The 16,650-nt window shown below is 72.5% G+C and carries 11 protein-coding genes; 5 read left to right on the top strand and 6 right to left on the bottom strand.

Going from position 1 to position 16,650, the window contains the following annotated elements:
• The first annotated feature begins 71 nt into the window (after positions 1–71).
• The gene (gene serA / locus ACYBSK_RS30140) at positions 72–1,673 is read left to right on the top strand and encodes a phosphoglycerate dehydrogenase (RefSeq protein ID WP_457480400.1); all 1,602 of its coding nucleotides are present in this window, start codon (positions 72–74) and stop codon (positions 1,671–1,673) included.
• 67 nt (positions 1,674–1,740) lie between these two features.
• Here the strand turns inward: serA and ACYBSK_RS30135 are convergent, their stop codons facing one another.
• The 3 genes from ACYBSK_RS30135 to ACYBSK_RS30125 form a co-directional block, all read right to left on the bottom strand.
• Complete coding sequence (locus ACYBSK_RS30135) at positions 1,741–4,713, bottom strand: helix-turn-helix transcriptional regulator (protein WP_460244012.1); 2,973 nt, start codon at positions 4,711–4,713, stop codon at positions 1,741–1,743.
• A gap of 83 nt (positions 4,714–4,796) precedes the next feature.
• Positions 4,797–6,818, bottom strand: coding sequence for an SMI1/KNR4 family protein (locus ACYBSK_RS30130; protein WP_460244011.1), 2,022 nt, complete (start codon positions 6,816–6,818; stop codon positions 4,797–4,799).
• Between the two features lie 122 nt (positions 6,819–6,940).
• Positions 6,941–8,461 (bottom strand): MFS transporter, encoded by a 1,521-nt coding sequence (locus ACYBSK_RS30125; protein WP_460244010.1) that lies wholly within the window; start codon positions 8,459–8,461, stop codon positions 6,941–6,943.
• Between the two features lie 83 nt (positions 8,462–8,544).
• Here ACYBSK_RS30125 and ACYBSK_RS30120 point away from each other — a divergent pair, with 83 nt between their 5' ends.
• Complete coding sequence (locus ACYBSK_RS30120; RefSeq protein WP_457480397.1) at positions 8,545–9,123, top strand: TetR/AcrR family transcriptional regulator; 579 nt, start codon at positions 8,545–8,547, stop codon at positions 9,121–9,123.
• A gap of 14 nt (positions 9,124–9,137) precedes the next feature.
• Here ACYBSK_RS30120 and ACYBSK_RS30115 read toward each other — a convergent pair whose 3' ends face one another.
• Positions 9,138–10,343, bottom strand: coding sequence for a PucR family transcriptional regulator (locus ACYBSK_RS30115; protein ID WP_457480396.1), 1,206 nt, complete (start codon positions 10,341–10,343; stop codon positions 9,138–9,140).
• Positions 10,344–10,511: 168 nt separating this feature from the next.
• Between ACYBSK_RS30115 and ACYBSK_RS30110 the strand changes: the two genes are divergently transcribed.
• Complete coding sequence (locus ACYBSK_RS30110; RefSeq protein ID WP_457480395.1) at positions 10,512–11,438, top strand: proline dehydrogenase family protein; 927 nt, start codon at positions 10,512–10,514, stop codon at positions 11,436–11,438.
• Positions 11,439–11,506: 68 nt separating this feature from the next.
• Positions 11,507–13,144 (top strand): L-glutamate gamma-semialdehyde dehydrogenase, encoded by a 1,638-nt coding sequence (gene pruA / locus ACYBSK_RS30105; RefSeq protein ID WP_457480394.1) that lies wholly within the window; start codon positions 11,507–11,509, stop codon positions 13,142–13,144.
• Positions 13,145–13,481: 337 nt separating this feature from the next.
• Here pruA and ACYBSK_RS30100 read toward each other — a convergent pair whose 3' ends face one another.
• Positions 13,482–14,405 carry an NADP-dependent oxidoreductase gene (locus ACYBSK_RS30100; RefSeq protein WP_457480393.1) on the bottom strand — a complete coding sequence of 308 codons (924 nt, stop codon included), beginning with the start codon at positions 14,403–14,405 and terminating at the stop codon, positions 13,482–13,484.
• A gap of 403 nt (positions 14,406–14,808) precedes the next feature.
• Here ACYBSK_RS30100 and ACYBSK_RS30095 point away from each other — a divergent pair, with 403 nt between their 5' ends.
• Entirely contained in the window at positions 14,809–14,952 is a 144-nt protein-coding gene (locus ACYBSK_RS30095; RefSeq protein WP_457480392.1) for a hypothetical protein, read from the top strand.
• Positions 14,953–14,976: 24 nt separating this feature from the next.
• On the opposite strand, the gene ACYBSK_RS30090 is transcribed toward ACYBSK_RS30095, so the two are convergent.
• The gene (locus ACYBSK_RS30090) at positions 14,977–16,557 is read right to left on the bottom strand and encodes a purple acid phosphatase family protein (protein WP_460244009.1); all 1,581 of its coding nucleotides are present in this window, start codon (positions 16,555–16,557) and stop codon (positions 14,977–14,979) included.
• Positions 16,558–16,650 lie beyond the last annotated feature (93 nt).

Below are 16,650 nucleotides of genomic sequence, written 5' to 3'. Positions count from 1 at the left end.
CACGCGGCAAGCACCCTCCACCGCCTGCGGCCGTCGGGACGGCCGTCCGCATTGGACCTGTGAGGACTCACGTGAGCACTGCTGCCACCGGCAAACCCGTCGTACTCATCGCCGAAGAGCTGTCGCCCGCGACGGTCGACGCCCTGGGCCCGGACTTCGAGATCCGCCAGTGCAACGGCGCGGACCGGGGCGAGCTGCTCCCGGCCATCGCCGACGTCGACGCGATCCTGATCCGCTCGGCCACCAAGGTCGACGCCGAGGCGATCGCCGCCGCGAAGAAGCTGAAGGTCGTCGCGCGAGCCGGCGTCGGCCTCGACAACGTGGACGTCTCCGCCGCCACCAAGGCCGGCGTGATGGTCGTCAACGCGCCGACCTCGAACATCGTGACCGCCGCCGAGCTGGCCTGCGGTCTCCTGATCGCCACCGCGCGCAACATCCCGCAGGGCTCGCAGGCCCTCAAGGGCGGCGAGTGGAAGCGCAGCAAGTACACGGGCGTCGAGCTCGCCGAGAAGACGCTGGGTGTCGTGGGCCTGGGCCGCATCGGTGCCCTCGTCGCGCAGCGCATGTCCGCGTTCGGCATGAAGGTCGTCGCGTACGACCCGTACGTGCAGCCCGCGCGCGCCGCGCAGATGGGCGTGAAGGTGCTGACCCTCGACGAGCTGCTCGAGGTGTCCGACTTCATCACCGTGCACCTCCCCAAGACCCCCGAGACCCTCGGCCTCATCGGCGACGAGGCGCTCCACAAGGTCAAGCCGAACGTGCGGATCGTCAACGCCGCGCGCGGCGGCATCGTCGACGAGGAGGCGCTGTACTCGGCGCTCAAGGAGGGCCGCGTCGCCGGCGCCGGCCTCGACGTGTACGCGAAGGAGCCCTGCACGGACTCCCCGCTGTTCCAGTTCGACCAGGTCGTCTGCACCCCGCACCTCGGTGCCTCCACGGACGAGGCGCAGGAGAAGGCCGGTGTCGCCGTCGCCAAGTCGGTGCGCCTCGCGCTCTCCGGTGAGCTCGTGCCGGACGCCGTGAACGTCCAGGGCGGCGTCATCGCCGAGGACGTCAAGCCGGGCCTGCCGCTCGCCGAGCGCCTCGGCCGCATCTTCACCGCCCTCGCGGGCGAGGTCGCGGTCCGCCTCGACGTCGAGGTCTACGGCGAGATCACCCAGCACGACGTGAAGGTGCTCGAACTCTCCGCGCTCAAGGGCGTGTTCGAGGACGTTGTCGACGAGACGGTCTCCTACGTCAACGCCCCGCTGTTCGCGCAGGAGCGCGGCGTCGAGGTCCGCCTCACCACGTCGTCCGAGTCGCACGAGCACCGCAACGTCGTCACCGTGCGCGGCACCCTCGGCGACGGCCAGGAGGTCTCGGTCTCCGGCACGCTGGCCGGCCCGAAGCACCTCCAGAAGATCGTCGCGGTGGGCGAGTACGACGTGGACCTGGCGCTCGCCGACCACATGGTCGTCCTGCGCTACGAGGACCGTCCGGGCGTCGTCGGCACGGTGGGCCGTGTTCTCGGCGAGGCCGGCATCAACATCGGCGGCATGCAGGTCTCGCGCGCCGATGTCGGCGGCGAGGCCCTCGCGGTCCTCACCGTGGACGACACCGTTCCGCAGAACGTCCTGAACGAGCTGGCCGCCGAGATCGGCGCCACGTCGGCGCGCTCCGTCAACCTCGTCTGAGGTCCGACGGCTTTACCGAACACGGCTGAGGGCCGGGTCACCCACGGGTGGCCCGGCCCTCGTGCGTTCAGCCGGAGGCGCTGGTCTCCGGTGCGATCAGACCCTCGCGGTAGGCGATGCCGACGGCCTCGGTGCGGCTGGACGCACCCAGCTTGGCGAGGATGTTCGAGACGTGGACGCTCGCCGTCTTGCCGCTGATGAACAGTTCCTCGCCGATCTGCCGGTTGGTGCGGCCCCGGCCCAGCAGCCGCAGCACGTCGCTCTCCCGGGCGGTCAGCGCGGCGATGCGCTCCCCGGCGGCGGGGGCGTCGGAGAGGCGGCCCCGCCGGATCAGGGTGTCCAGGGCCTCGCGCAGGGGCACGGCGCCGAGCCGTTCGGCGGTGTCGCGGGCCGCGTAGGCCTGCTCGGCGGCCTCGTCGCGGCGGTCCGCGGTGAGCAGCGCCTCCGCGAAACGGTGGCGGCACCGGGCCAGTTCGTACGGCTCGCCGTAGCCGAACGCCGTCACGACGCGGTCCCAGGCCGCGACGTCCGGGCCCGTGGCGGCGCGGACCGCCTCGGCCTCGGCGCGGGCCAGCCAGGCCAGGCCCTCGGGGCCCTGGTCGGGAACGTCCCCGCCGTGGGCCGCCGTGTCGCGGGCCAGCTCCACCAGTTCGGCCGCGGTCCCCGCCCAGCGCTCGGCGGTCGCCGCGTCGCCGGTCAGGCGGGACTGCTCCGCCGCGTCCGCGACCGCCGACAGGGCGAGCGCGGCGAGCCGGACCACGGCGTCGGGCCGCCCGGAGCCGGTGGAGTCCGTGAGCGCGTCGACGGCCGTGTGCAACTGCCGTACGGAGCCTTCGGCGTCGCCGCGCTGCGCCGCCGCGTCGGTCAGCACGATGTTCGCGACGAGCAGCGCCATCCAGTCGGCGGTGCCTTCGCCCTCGTACAGGGCGTTGGCTCCGGCGACGGCCGCGTTGAGGTCGCCGCGCGCCAGCGCGACGTAGAGCGCGGGCGCGGTCGCGAACGCCCCGGCGGCCGGGAGGAGTTCGGCGTCGGCGGCGGCCGCCCGCGCGCACTCGTCCCAGCGGCCCAGCGTGTAGAGCAGCAGGGACTGGAGGTAGCGCAGCTCCAGGGCGTACGGGGACGAGAGCAGGCCCGCGCGGCGGGCGCCGTCGAGGCCCTCGCCGAGCCAGGTGAGGCACTCGTCCAGGGCGCCGGACTCGTAGGCGCCGACGGCGAGGTTGTAGAGGGCGCGCATCTCCACCGGGAGGTTCCCGGAGGTCCTGGCCAGTGCCAGGGCGTCGCGCAGCCGCTCGCGGCCCCGCGGGGTGCCCCGGTCGTGCGGCTCCAGGCCGACCAGTGACACGAGCAGGTCGGCCTGCGCGTCGGTCAGGCGGAGCCGCTCGGCGACGTCGAGGGCCTGCCGGGCGACGCGCTCGGCGTCCGCGTCACGGCCCACGTACCGGGCCGCCATGACGTGCGTCGCCGCCGCCCACACCCAGGTGTGCGACGGCGGGTCGGCGGGGATCAGGCCCAGTGCCTCGCTGCTGTACGTGAACGCGGCCTCCGGGTTGTCGATCCGGATCAGGTTGCCCGCCAGGGTGTAGCGGACCCGGGCGGCGACCTCGGAATCGGCGTCCGAGCCGGTGCTCGCGAGGGCGGAGCGGGTGAGCTGGACCGCGCGGTGCGGCTCCCCGGCTCGCGCGGCGGCCGCCGAGGCGCGCAGCGCGAGCGTGATCGTGTCGTGGTGCTCGGGGCGGGCGGCCGCGTCGACCACGGCCCACAGTTCGAGCGCGGTCTCCAGGTGGCGCAGCTCCTCGGCGGGCGCGCCGACGCGCTGGGCGTGGTCGGCGGCCTCGATCGAAGCGGTCAGCGCGTCGCCGAGGTCGTGGCTCTCGCGGGAGTGGTGGGCGCGCTCCGCGGCCCGCTCCGGCGGGCGCCCGCCCGCAGCGAGGAGTTCGGCGAAGAGCCGGTGCAGCCGGATCCGCTCGCCGGGCAGCAGGTCCGCGTACACGGCCTCGCGGATGAGGGCGTGCCGGAAGGAGTACGTCGCGTCGTCGCCCGGCAGCAGCAGTTGCCGCCCGATGACCTCGCGCAGCACCGACTCCAGCTGCTCCTCCGGGAGTTGGACGGCGTCGCGCAGCAGGTCGTGCCCGACGCGGCGGCCCGCGACGGCCGCCGTGCGCAGCACCTGCTGGGCGCTGTCGGTCAGCTGCTCGACCCGGATGAGCAGCACGTCGGCGAGGCCGCCCAGCGCGACCGGGCCCTCGTCGCCGGGCAGCGCGGCGAGCAACTCCTCGGCGTAGAAGGCGTTTCCCTCGGCGCGGTCGACGATGCGGCGGACGGTGCTGTCGGCGACGGGGCCGGGATGCTGCGCGCGCACGAGCCGGGCGACATCGGCGTCGGGGAGCGGCCGCAGGTCGAGGCGGTCGACGGTGGGCAGCCTGATCAGCTCGGCGAGCAGCGGCCGCAAGGGGTGGCGGCGGTGCAGGTCGTCGGTGCGGTACGAGGCGAAGAGCGTGAAGTGGCGGGGCCGGCCCTCCTGCGCGGGCCGTCGCCGGGCGCCGCGGCTGAGCAGGAAGCGGAGCAGGTCGCGGGAGGACTGGTCGGCCCAGTGCAGATCCTCGACGACGAGGAGGAGCGGGGTCAGTTCGGCCAGGTCCGCGAGGAGTCCCGCGACGCCCTCGAAGAGCTGGAGCCGGCCGCCGGGGTCCGGTGCGGCGCCGGTGCCGGAGGCGGCGCCGAGCAGCCGGTCCACGGCCGGGTACGCGGCGAAGGCCGGGGCGAGCCGCTTGTCGGCGGCGGCCGCGCCGAGGATCTCCGTGAACGGCAGGTACGGCAGGCCCACGTCGCCCAGGTCCACGCAGTGGCCGGTCAGGACGGTCGTCCCGGTGGCGGCGGCGTGCGCGGCGGCCTCCGTCAGCACCCGGGTCTTGCCGACGCCCGCGTCCCCGGCCACGAGCACGGCCCGCGGTTCACCGGCCTCGGCCCGCCCCAGCGCACCGGTGAGCCGGTCCAGTTCGTCCGCCCGGCCGATCAACGGCGCCCCGAATGTCTGTTCCACGCGCCCATCCTGGCACGGCCCGGCCGACGCCCTCCCGGAGAAGACCGAACGCACCACTCCGCGACCATCGGCGGCAGCCGGCGTCACCGTCCTTTGGGGGACCCGCCGCTCCGGTGGCGGACGAAGGCGAGCGTGGCGTGGGGCTCGCCGGGCGCGGGGGACCGGACCCAGGGAGCCGCCTCGAAGCTGTGCAGGCGACCCGCCGTCAGCGCGAGCCGGGGGAGGCCCACCCGGTACAACCCGGCCAACGCGTCCAGGGCACGGACTGCCGCGCTCACCTGTTCCTCCTGGGCGGGGCCAGGTCCGGTGCCGGGGCCGGTGGCGGGAGTGGTGGTGGCGGTGGCCGTGGTGAAGCCGAGCCGTTCCGGGGCCAGTTCGGCGGGTATCTCGCCGGAGCGCGACTCGACCATGCCGGCGCGCGCGGTGAAGCCGTAGAGCGGCTTGCCGTCCCGCGCGGCCGACACGTGCAACGTCACCCGGCCCCAGCGCTGCCCGCACCACACCACGATCGCCCGGCGTCCCCCGGCCGACGCCGCGAGCGCGGGGGAGACGAACCGCTCGGCCAGGTACGAGGCCGGCGGGTCCTCGTCGATCCCGAAGCTCCACCCCGGCCCCGCCCGCCCGACCCGCAGCAGCACCAAGTCCTCGTCCGACGTGAAGGAACGCTGTGCGGGGCGGTGGTGGCGGCGGACGTCCCAGGCGCGCAGCGGCGGCGTCAGGGTCGCGCCGGGGGCGGCGCCCAGCAGCTCGGGCAGGGCGTCCGGGGCGGCGCCCTCCACCAGCACGAACCGGACGTCGCCCGGCTGGTTCGGCCGCAGGCCGGGGCGCACCACCCAGGAGAGACCGTCGGGCTCGGGCTCCGGCTCGGGTGCGGTAAGCGGTTCCGGTACGCGGCGCGGTTCCCGGGCGGGCTCACCGGCCGCGTCGCGCTCGTCCCCGCGCGCGGTGGCCAGCAGTTCGAGTCGGCGCTCGGCCGTCAGCGCCGGGGCGAGGAGCGGGTCGGCGAGCAGTCCGAGCGGGGCGAGTTGGTCCGGGCCGAGGGGCCGCCACGACGGCAGGCCTTCGCGGAGCAGTCGCCAGGCCGTCGTCGTATCGCCCCAACGGGCCGCCTCACGCGCCGCGTTCACCGCCTCGCCGAAGGCGCCGCCGGGCCGGTACTCGTAGGTGCCGTCGAGCATCCGACGGAGTAGGTCGGCGGCGGCTTCGGCGGTGTCGGGGAAGATGCCGGGGTTGGCGTGGTGCCAGCCCGCAGGGTCGGAGCCGCGCTGCCCGACGGCGAAGTGGGCCGCCGCCAGGGGCAGCAGATCGGTGAGGTATCCGGGGTCCGCGGGATGCGACGGGACTCCCGGCGCGCCGCCGCCGCGCACCGTTTCGAGCTGCCGCAGCATCGACGCCGCCCCCGGTCGCCCGTACCGCGCAGCCTCGCGCAGCAGCCCGGCCGCCTCCTCGTGCCGCCCCCGCAGCGCGGCCGTGCGGGCGCGGTCGACGGCGGCGTCCTGAGCGCGGGTGGTGTCGTTGGCGAATCCGGTTCCGGCCTCGGCCGCGAAGCGGTGGAACTCCTGGTGCATGGCCACCATGAACGCCGCGAACGACGGGTACCTGTCGGGGTCCGCGGCCCGCCAGGAGGCCCAGGTGCGGACCGCCCATTCGCCGTCCGGGCCCACGTCCTCGGGGTCGAGCAGGACGAAGACCATGTCCGACTCCGCGTCCAGCCGGAGCGCGCGCGACCAGAGGCCGACCTGGGCGCGGACCTCCGGCGTGTTGCCCTCCTCGCCCCAGAACGTGTCGAAGTCGGAGCCGAGGCCCATCGCGTCCTCGTGCCAGTGCGCCTGCTCGGTGCCCGCGAGGCGCCACACGAAGTTCCCCGCGTGCTGCCAGCCGTCGCTGATCCGCAGGAACTCGCGGTACGACGGCGGAAGTTCACGTCCCAGCCGACGCTCCAGCGCGGTGATCCGCTCCTGCGGCGCCGGGTCGAAGCCGAGCCACCGGTCCCGTACCGACTCCTCGTCGTCCGCCGACAGGTCCACCGCGTCGCGCCGTGCGTCGGACCACTCCTCGCTCCACCGCCCGAGGAAGCGCCGCCAGTCGAAAGTCGTCTCGTCCATGTCGCGGATCCTGGCACCCGCCACTGACAATCGCGGCGGACATCGGCAACGGGCGGGATGCCGGGGCCCGTTGAGAGCCACGGCACCCCGCCCGTTGCCGATGTCCGGCCCCGGTGTCCGACTCAGGCGACCGGTTCCGTCGTGCGGGCGTTGGTGGCGTCGGGAGCGTCGGCCGCCCGCGCGGCCTCGCCCGGCCGTACCCGCAGCAGCCACAGCGCGAGACCCGCCCCCGCCAGCAGCACCGCCATCGCCGTGCACGAGGCCCAGAACATGCCGTCCACGAAGGCGGTGCGGGCCGCGTCGACCAGGCCGGGGACGGTCACCGCCTCGCCGAGCGTTTCGGGGGCCCCGGCGGGGAGTCCCGCCTGGAAGGCCGCGGTGCCGACCGAGCCGAGCACCGCCATGCCGAGCGCCCCGCCGAACTCCTGGCCGGTCTCCAGGAGGGAGCCCGCCGTCCCGGCCTTGTCCACGGGCGCCGCGGCCAGCGCCAGATCGGTGACGACCGAGGCCACGGAGACCACGCCGCAGCCGATCAGGGCGGCACCGGCGAGGACCAGCGCCAGGGAGTCCGTACCCGCGAAGGACATCAGGGCGAAGCCGGACGCCGTGATCAGGAAGCCGGACGCCACGACGAACCGCTTCTCGACCCGCTGGGCGACCGTCGCCGCGAAGGGCGCCACGCCGCCGATGAGCAGGGACGGCGCCAGCGACCACAGGGCGGCCTTCAGCGGCTCGTAGCCGAGCACCGACTGGAGGTACTGGGTGGTGAAGAACGCCGAGCCCATCATGGAGAACATCACCAGGGTGTTGAGCGCGATGCCCGTCGCGTAGATCCGGTTGGTGAACAGCGAGCGGCTCAGCATCGCGTACGGGACGCGTCGCTGGCGTTGGACGAACAGGGCGCCGAAGACGAACCCGGCGGCCACGAACAGCAGTTGGCGTGCTTCGAAGCCTTCGGAGGCGATCTGCTTGAGGCCGTAGACGACGGGCAGCACCGTGGCCATCGACAGCGGCACGGACAGCAGGTCGAAGCGGGCCGACGGGTTGGGGTCGCGGCTCTCCGGCAGCAGGAACGGGCCGACCAGCAGAAGCAGCAGCATCGCCGGCACGTTGACCAGGAAGACCGAGCCCCACCAGAAGTGCTCCAACATGACGCCCGACATCACCGAGCCGAGGGCGACGCCGCCGGCCATCGCGCCGGACCAGATGCCGATGGCCTTGGCCCGCTGGGCGTCGTCGGTGAACAGCGTCCGGACGATGCCCAGGGTCGACGGCATCAGCGTCGCCCCGCCGATCCCCAGCAGCGCGCGTCCCGCGATCAGCGCCTCGGCGCTCGGTGCGTAGGCCGCGAGCACGGAGGCCGCACCGAAGGCGGCGGCGCCGATGAGGAGGAGCTTGCGGCGGCCGATGCGGTCGCCGAGGGAGCCCATGGTGAGCAGCAGGCCGGCCAGGACGAAGCCGTAGATGTCGAAGATCCACAGCTGCTGGGCGGCGCTCGTGTGCAGTTCCTGGCTGATCTCCGGGACCGCGAAGTAGAGCACGGAGACGTCCATCGAGACCAGGAGCAGAGGAAGCATCAGGACGGTGAAGGCCGCCCACGGATTGGCCCCGGCCCGGGGCCGCGGGTTCGTCGTCGGTGTCATGAGAGGGAATGTACGGCTGTCTTATACGCGTGTCTAGAACGACTGTATAAGACAGCCGTTTGAATTCCGGATAGGGTGACGGCATGGGACACCGTGAGGATCTGCTCGAAGGCGCCAAGCACTGCCTGCTGGAGAAGGGGTTCGTGCGCACGACCGCGCGCGACATCGTCAAGGAGTCCGGGGCGAACCTGGCGTCCATCGGCTACCACTACGGGTCGAAGGACGCGCTGCTCGCGCAGGCGTATCTCGCGCTCGCGGAGGAGTCGGGCGGCGCCTTCGACCTGGACTTCACGACACCGGCCGGCACCCTCGAACGCTTCCACGAGGTGTGGGCCAACGTCATCGAGAGCTTCGGCAAGCCCGGCACCATGTGGCACCTGGGCATGGAACTCGTCGCGATGGGCGACAAGCTGCCCGCCGTCCGGGAGATCGTCGCGAAGGCGCAGAGCGAGGGCGGCCGCGGGGTCATCCCCGCGTTCATGGGCGGGGACGAACCGCCCGCCGACCACCCCAGCGTCGACACCCTCGGCAAGCTCTACATGACGCTGATGACCGGGCTCATCGCCGAATACATGCTCGACCCCGAGAGCGCGCCCAGCGCCGAGGAGCTCACCGAGGGGATGCGCAGGCTGATCACGGCCGCGCACCCCTCACAGGCGTGACGCCTTCGGGTCCCTCACAGGCGTGACGCCTTCAGGCCCATGTGCAGCAGCAGCCGGTCCTCGCCCTCGTCCAGGTCGAGGCCGGTGAGCTGCTCCACCCGCGACAGGCGGTAGTACAGGGTCTGGCGGTGGATGCCGAGCGTCGCCGCCGTGCGGCCAGCCTGGCCCGCGCAGTCGAGGAACACCTCGGCGGTGTGCGCCAGTTGACGGTGGGCCGGGGCCAGCAGCGGGGCCACCGCCGGGTCGTGCGCGGCCTCCGCGGGGAGCGCCGTGAGCAGCCGGTACGGGCCGATCGACGACCACTGCGCGTCCGGGCCCAGGCGCGGATCGGCCAGCGCCGCGCGGGCCGCGGCCGTCGCCTCCTGCCAGCCCGTGGCCAGCTCGGCGAGGTCGTCGCGCGGCGCCCCGATCCCCGAGGCCACCCCCACGCCTCCGTCCGCACCCGCACCCGCCCCCGCGCGCGCCCGCAGCTTCCCGGCCGCCGTCAGCGCCGGCGCCAGCGCCTCCCGCGAGCGCAGCCGCACCAGCAGCGCGAGGCACTGCCCCGTCACCCCCCACGGCACCGTGCACAGCGCGTCCGCCGCCGGGATGGTGCGCACCGACGGCGCGTCGTCGGGGTCGGCCGAGGGCCACGGCGCGACGCACACCACCGTGTGCAGCCCGTCCGCCCGGCTGCCGAGCGCCGTCCGCAGCGCCGCCACCGCCATGTCCCGCTGCCAGCCCCGCTCCGCCGTCAGCACGGAGTGGAACTCGCGGGTCAGGTCCGCGCCCGCCTGCGCCTCGTCGGCGAGCTGCGCCCCGATCCGGCCCGCCACCTCCATCGCGGCATCGAGTTGCTCGGGCGTGGGACCCGGATCGTCGTCGAGCAGCCATACGTAGCCGAGGACGAAACCGTGATGGCGTACGGGAAGACAGATGCGGCCGCGATAGACGCCGGCCTCCGGGGTCGCCGGGATCCGGACCGGTTCCTTGGCGCTCGCGATGCCGAAACCCTCGAACCAGGTGCGGACCGCCGAGGTCGAGCCGCGCGTGAGGATCGAGCGGGTGCGCACCGGGTCGAGCGCCGTCTCGTCGAACTCGGTGTCGCTGTCGGTGACCTGCGCCCCGAACGCGATGAGCCGGAAGTCCCGGTTCTCCAGGGTCGCCGGGGCGCCGAGCAGCGCCGAGATCTCGTCGACCAGGTCCTGGTAATCGCCTTTCACCCCGCCATTCTCGCCCATCCCACCGGCCTCTTCATACAGATGTCTGAGGTGGGAGCCACAGATGCGTGACAGCTGTCGATGGCACAGGATCGGAGGGATCCTTAGATTTCACGGTGGTTCCGCGTGCCGTTCCCGCTTTGCGGTGGTACGGCATATTTCTCAACTCATGCTTCGTGGAGGTGCCCCGTGCTGGCTCCCTTGATCCTCGCCGCGTCGCGCAGCGACAAGATGCGCGCCTTTGTGTCGGCGGCGCCGGGCACCAAGCAGGTCGTCGACCGTTTCATCGCCGGTGAGTCGGTCGACCAGGTCGTGCCGATCATCGAGGACGCCGCCGCCAAGGGTCTTGAGGTCACGCTCGACGTCGTCGGTGAGGACATCACCACCGTCGAGCAGTCGCACGCCGCGCGGGACGCCTACCTCCAGCTGATCGAGCGCCTGAAGGAGCTGGGCCTCGGCACGAAGGCCGAGATGTCGGTGAAGCTGTCCATGTTCGGCCAGGCCCTCCCCGACGGGCACGAGCTGGCGCTCGCCAACGTCCGCCCGGTCGTCGAGGCCGCCGCCGCGATCGGCACCACCGTCACCCTCGACGCCGAGGACCACACCACCCTCGACTCGATGTTCGCCATCCACGAGGAGCTGCGGAAGGACTTCCCGCAGACCGGCTGCGTCATCCAGGCCTACCTCTTCCGCACCGAGGACGACGCCCGCCGCCTGGCCGCCGCCGGCAGCCGCGTGCGCATCGTGAAGGGCGCCTACAAGGAGCCCGCCGAAGTCGCGTACCAGGACAAGGCCGAGATCGACAAGGCGTACGTGCGGATCATGCGCATCCTCATGGAGGGCGCCGGGTACCCGATGATCGGTTCGCACGACCCGCGACTCGTCTCCATCGCGCAGGAGCTCGCCCGGCAGGCAGGGCGCAAGCTGGACGAGTACGAGTTCCAGATGCTGTACGGGATCCGCAGCGACGAGCAGCTGCGACTCGCCGCCGAGGGGCACCGCATGCGTGTCTACACCGCGTACGGCACCGACTGGTACGGCTACTTCATGCGTCGCCTGGCGGAGAAGCCGGCCAACCTCCTCTTCTTCGCCCGCTCGATCCTCACCAAGGGCTGAGCCTCCCTCTCGCAGGGCCCACCGCTTCCCCCGACGACTCCCCGACCCCCCGAAGGAGATACGGACTCATGACCTTCGACGCCGTGACCCAGGTCCCCGCCCCGGTCAACGAGCCGGTGCACGGCTACGCCCCCGGATCCCCGGAGCGCGCCCGCCTGGAGGCCAAGCTCAAGGAGCTGGCCGACAACCCGATCGAGCTGACCTGCACCATCGGCGGCGAGCGTCGGATGGGCGGCGGCGAGCGCTTCGACGTCGTGCAGCCGCACAACCACAAGGCCGTCATCGGTACGTATGCCAACGCCACCGAGCAGGACGCCCAGGACGCGATCGACGCCGCCCTGGCCGCCGCCCCGGCCTGGCGCGCGATGTCCTTCGACGACCGCGCCGCGATCATCCTGCGCGCCGCCGAGCTGCTGTCCACGAAGTGGCGCGAGACGATGGCCGCGTCCACGATGCTCGGCCAGTCGAAGACCGCCCAGCAGGCCGAGATCGACACGCCCTGCGAGCTCATCGACTTCTGGCGCTTCAACGTCCACTACGCCCGCAACCTGCTCGCCGAGCAGCCGCCGGCGAACTCCACCGGTGTGTGGAACCGCATGGACCACCGCCCGCTGGAGGGCTTCGTCTACGCGATCACGCCGTTCAACTTCACGGCCATCGCGGGCAACCTGCCCACCGCCCCCGCCCTCATGGGCAACGTGGTGGTCTGGAAGCCGTCCCCGACGCAGACGCACGCCGCCGTCCTGCTCCTCCAGCTCCTGGAGGAGGCCGGTCTTCCGAAGGGCGTCATCAACCTGGTGACGGGTGACGGTCTCGCGGTGTCGGAGGTCGCTCTCAACCACCGTGACCTGGCCGGTATCCACTTCACCGGTTCGACCAAGACCTTCCAGCACCTGTGGAAGACGGTCGGCAACAACATCGAGAAGTACCGCACCTACCCGCGGCTCGTCGGCGAGACCGGCGGCAAGGACTTCGTCGTCGCCCACCCGAGCGCCGACCGCGCCGTCCTCAAGACGGCCCTGACCCGCGGCTCCTTCGAGTTCCAGGGCCAGAAGTGCTCCGCGTCGTCCCGCGCGTACATCCCGGCCTCGATCTGGAACTCCGGTTTCAAGGAGGAGTTCGTCGCCGAGGTCGACGGCATCACCATGGGTGACGTCACCGACCTGTCGAACTTCATCGGCGCCGTCATCGACGAGCGTTCCTTCGCCAAGAACAAGGCCGCGATCGACCGCGCGAAGTCGGACGACTCCTGCACGATCGTCGCCGGTGGCACCTACGACGACTCCGTCGGCTACTTCGTGCGCCCGACCGTCATCGAGTGCACCGACCCGGCCAACGAGGTCTTCACCACCGAGTACTTCGGCCCGATCCTCGCGGTGTACGTCTACGAGGACGACCAGTACGACGCCATGCTGGAGCAGATGGAGTCGGCGTCGGACTACGCGCTGACCGGGTCGGTCATCGCGAACGACCGGGCCGCCGCGGCCCACACGATGGAGAAGCTGCGGTACGCCGCGGGCAACTTCTACATCAACGACAAGTCGACCGGTGCCGTCGTCGGCCAGCAGCCCTTCGGCGGTGGCCGCGCGTCCGGCACCAACGACAAGGCTGGTGCCCCGCAGAACCTGATGCGCTGGACGCTGACCCGCGCCATCAAGGAGACGTTGGTTCCGCCGACGGACTACACGTACCCGCACATGGGCTGACCGCCCCTGCGACGGTGCCGCCCCCGGTCGAGGTTCCGCCTCGGCCGGGGGCGGTTCACGTGAACCACCCCTACGCCTCGGGGCTCCGCCCCGGCCCCCGCTGCTCAATCGCCGCAGAGGCTCCAAAAGATCGGGGCTCTGCCCCGCACCCCGCTGCTCAATCGCCGCAGAGGCTCAAAATACCCGGACCGCCGCCATACCCATGGTGCGCACACACGGAGCCTCGCCGGCGATTGAGGCGCGGGGTCCGGGGCGGAGCCCCGGTCTTTTGGAGCCCCTGCGGCGATTGAGCAGCGGGGTCCGGGGCGGAGCCCCGTGGGCGCAACGGCGGGGTCGGTCAGGGGACGGTCAGGACGAGTTTGCCCTGGGTGTGGCCCGAGGCGATCAGTTCGTGGGCCTTGCCCGCTTCCTCCAGGGGGAGGACCGCCGATACGTGGGGGCGGACCCGGTTCGCCGCCATCAGGGCCGCGACCTTGCGAAGGGTGGCACCGGAGGGCTGGACGGAGACGGGGGCGAAGCGGGCCCCGCGGGCCTCGGCGTCCTCCTGGGTGACGCCGGGGTCCCACAGCACCGCCGAGACAAGGAGCCCGCCGGCGCGCAGGGTGACCAGGGTGCGGGGACCGTAGTCGCCGCCGATCAGGTCGAACGCCACGTCGACGTCGCGCACCGTGTGGGCGAAGTCCTCGGCCGTGTAGTCGACGCACTCGTCGACCCCGAGGTCGCGCAGGAAGTCGTGCTTGTCGGCGCGGGCCGTCCCGATCACGTACGCGCCCTCCGCCTTGGCGATCTGCACCGCCACGTGTCCGACGCCGCCCGCCGCCGCGTGCACAAGCACCCGGCGGGCCGGCCCGATCTGCCCGGTGTCGACGAGCGCCAGCCAGGAGGTGAGCGCCGCCGCGGGCATCGCCGCCGCGTGGACGTGGTCGACGTTCCCCGGCTTCGGCGCCAGGTGTTCGGTGCGGATCACGACGTACTCGGCGTACGCCCCGCCCCGGATCATCGCGAACACCTCGTCGCCGGGCCGGAACTCGGTGACGTCCTGGCCCGCCGCCTCGACGACGCCGGAGACGTCCCAGCCGAGCGTGAACGGCGGATCGCCGAAGAATCGCGTGGTGCCGGAACGCACCATCCGGTCCACCGGGTTCACGCCGACCGCGTGCACCCGGACGAGCACTTCACCGGCGAGCGGCTCGGGCCGCTCCGCCTCCACCACTTCGAGCACCTCGGGTCCGCCGAAACGGCGCTGACTGATGACGCGCATGGTGGGACTCCTCCCCAGGGCCCGCCGGGCCACCGCGACCCGGGCGGGTACGGCACCCATCGTGGGGCGTGCGCGGCGGCCGCGCCATGGCCCGTCCCACCCCGGGAACGTACTCGGCCATGGCCTGTGGCCGCTGTGACCAAAGGGGCTGAAGGGGCGGGGGAAGTGAGGCCCGTCTCAGATAGTAGGAAGTCCGAGTAATTGTGGAGACAGAAGCAGAGACCTGTCCTAGCTTTGTAGGAGCCGAACGTCTCGCCCGATCCGGCGAATGGCGGCCGCGAGCCGAGCACCGCGCAGGCAACCCCTGCGGCTCACCGCTCCCCGCCCCTTCCGGCGCCTCGAAATCCCCATGGGTGTGCGCTCGTTCCGCGCGCCCCGATGTGATCTCAAGGAGTCGATCACCATGGCCACTGCGACGCCCGTCCGCCGCCGAGTCCGTCACGTCTCCCCGTCGAGCGAAGCCGACCGGCACGCCGCCAGGACCGCGGCCGCCGCCCTCCAGCGCGCCCTCGACCGCAGGGACAACGGCGGGGAGACCGGTCACTGAGACCGGCCCCCCTCGAAAGCCGCTTCACGAACCGCGCTTCACCTCGAAGTGGTCGATGCGCTCGCCGCTCTCGGCCAGCGCCGACACCGTCATCCGGTCCTTCTCCACCTCCACCGCGAGGAACGAGAAGCCGGTGTACCGCACCCGGGACCACTCCACGGTGTCCGGGTCGGGCAGGCGTGACTTCGTCCAGTGGAAGGTGACGATCGACTCGCGGTCGACCACGTTGCCCTCGTAGCTGTCCTTCACGCCCGGTCCGAAGCCGTAGAGGTCCTTGCCGGCGCCGCCCGCGGTGACGTACACGATGCCGTCGCGCGTCGGATCGGTCGACGCGCCGACCGGCACCGGCTTGCCCACCTCTCCGTTCCCCGCGCCCCGGATCGCGTCCGTGCGCTCGTAGACGTGGTTGTGCCCGTTGATCACCAGGTCCACCTGGTGCTTCGCGAACAGCGGCACCCACGCGTCGCGCACCCCGCCGTCCGAGGCGTGCGTCGACGTCGAGTACGCGCAGTGGTGGAAGAAGACGATCACGAAGTCGATCTCGTCGCGCGCCCGCAGCTCACCGAGGCGTCTGTCCAGCCACGCCGTCTGCTTCCCGTCCGTGTACCCCTTGTTGGCGGTGATCTCGTACGAGACGTCGTTCGCGTCGAGGGCGACCACGCCCACGTTCCCGTACGTGAAGGAGTAGACGCCCGGCGCGTTGCGCGGGTCCGGGCCGTTGTCCGGCAGTGACCAGCGGGCGCTCTGGCCGCCGTAGCCGTTGGGGGAGTACCAGGCCTCCATGTCGTGGTTGCCGGTGGTCACCATCCACGGCACCGACTTGGCGACCGTCTCCGTCTGCGCGAGGAACTGGTCCCACACCCGCGCGTCGTACGTGTCCGAATCCTTGCCGTGGCCGGTGGTGTCGGCGTAGCAGATGTCGCCCGCGTGCAGATGGAAGGACGGGTTCTGGCCGAGGATCACCTGGTCGTTGGCGAGCGCGTCGTAGCTCACCCCCTGGTCGCCGAAGGCCGTGAAGACGAACGGCCGCGGGGCGGCCGGCGCGGTACGGAAGGTGCCGAGGGTGCCGAGGCGCTCCGCGTCCGCCGGGTCGAAGCCGTCGTGGCCGACGCCGTAGTAGTACGTCGTGCCGGGCTCCAGGCCGTCGAGCGCCGCGTGGAGGTAGTGCTGCTCGACCTCCGGGAGCTTCTTCGACAGGGCGGGGGTGCGCAGGGCGCGGACCTCCGCCGGGATCTTCCGGCTCAGCTCCCAGGGCTTCAACCCGACCCGCAGGTACGGGTTCTTGACCGGGAACGGCACCTGCCACGCGATCCGCATCTGCGTCTTCGGATCGGCGCCGAAGGCGAGGTGCCGGCCGAAGGGCGCGACGAGCGAACCGTCGACCTGTGCGGCGGGCGCGCGGGACGGCAGCAGCGGCGTCGCGTACGCCCCGCCGGCCGCGCCGCCGCCGAGCAGGGCCGCCCCGCCGACCGTGGCCGCGGCTCCCGTCAGGGCGCGGCGCCTGCTGAACCTCGTCCGCAGGTACTCGTGCTGCTCGGGCATGCTCATGCGCCGGGCGAGGTGTTCGGGGATGCCGACATGTGGGGTGTCGTTGGCAGGCGTCATGGAAGGGAACTTCCCAGTAACCTCCAACTCCCGCCATACGTACGGGTGAACAACTTCTGGCCGCCAGGAGACCGGGCCCCGTCCGCTGTCCGG

This window comes from Streptomyces sp. BYX5S, assembly GCF_054724165.1.
Note: the sequence above shows the minus strand (reverse complement) of the source record. Positions and strands in the feature narration are given on the sequence as shown.

Bases quoted from the DNA above. Each gene is read 5' to 3' on its own strand.
- ACYBSK_RS30130 (WP_460244011.1), bottom strand. From the start codon at position 6,818: ATGGACGAGACGACTTTCGACTGGCGGCGCTTCCTCGGGCGGTGGAGC.
- ACYBSK_RS30125 (WP_460244010.1), bottom strand. From the start codon at position 8,461: ATGACACCGACGACGAACCCGCGGCCCCGGGCCGGGGCCAATCCGTGG.
- ACYBSK_RS30120 (WP_457480397.1), top strand. From the start codon at position 8,545: ATGGGACACCGTGAGGATCTGCTCGAAGGCGCCAAGCACTGCCTGCTG.
- ACYBSK_RS30115 (WP_457480396.1), bottom strand. From the start codon at position 10,343: ATGGGCGAGAATGGCGGGGTGAAAGGCGATTACCAGGACCTGGTCGAC.
- pruA (WP_457480394.1), top strand. From the start codon at position 11,507: ATGACCTTCGACGCCGTGACCCAGGTCCCCGCCCCGGTCAACGAGCCG.
- ACYBSK_RS30100 (WP_457480393.1), bottom strand. From the start codon at position 14,405: ATGCGCGTCATCAGTCAGCGCCGTTTCGGCGGACCCGAGGTGCTCGAA.
- ACYBSK_RS30095 (WP_457480392.1), top strand. From the start codon at position 14,809: ATGGCCACTGCGACGCCCGTCCGCCGCCGAGTCCGTCACGTCTCCCCG.
- ACYBSK_RS30090 (WP_460244009.1), bottom strand. From the start codon at position 16,557: ATGACGCCTGCCAACGACACCCCACATGTCGGCATCCCCGAACACCTC.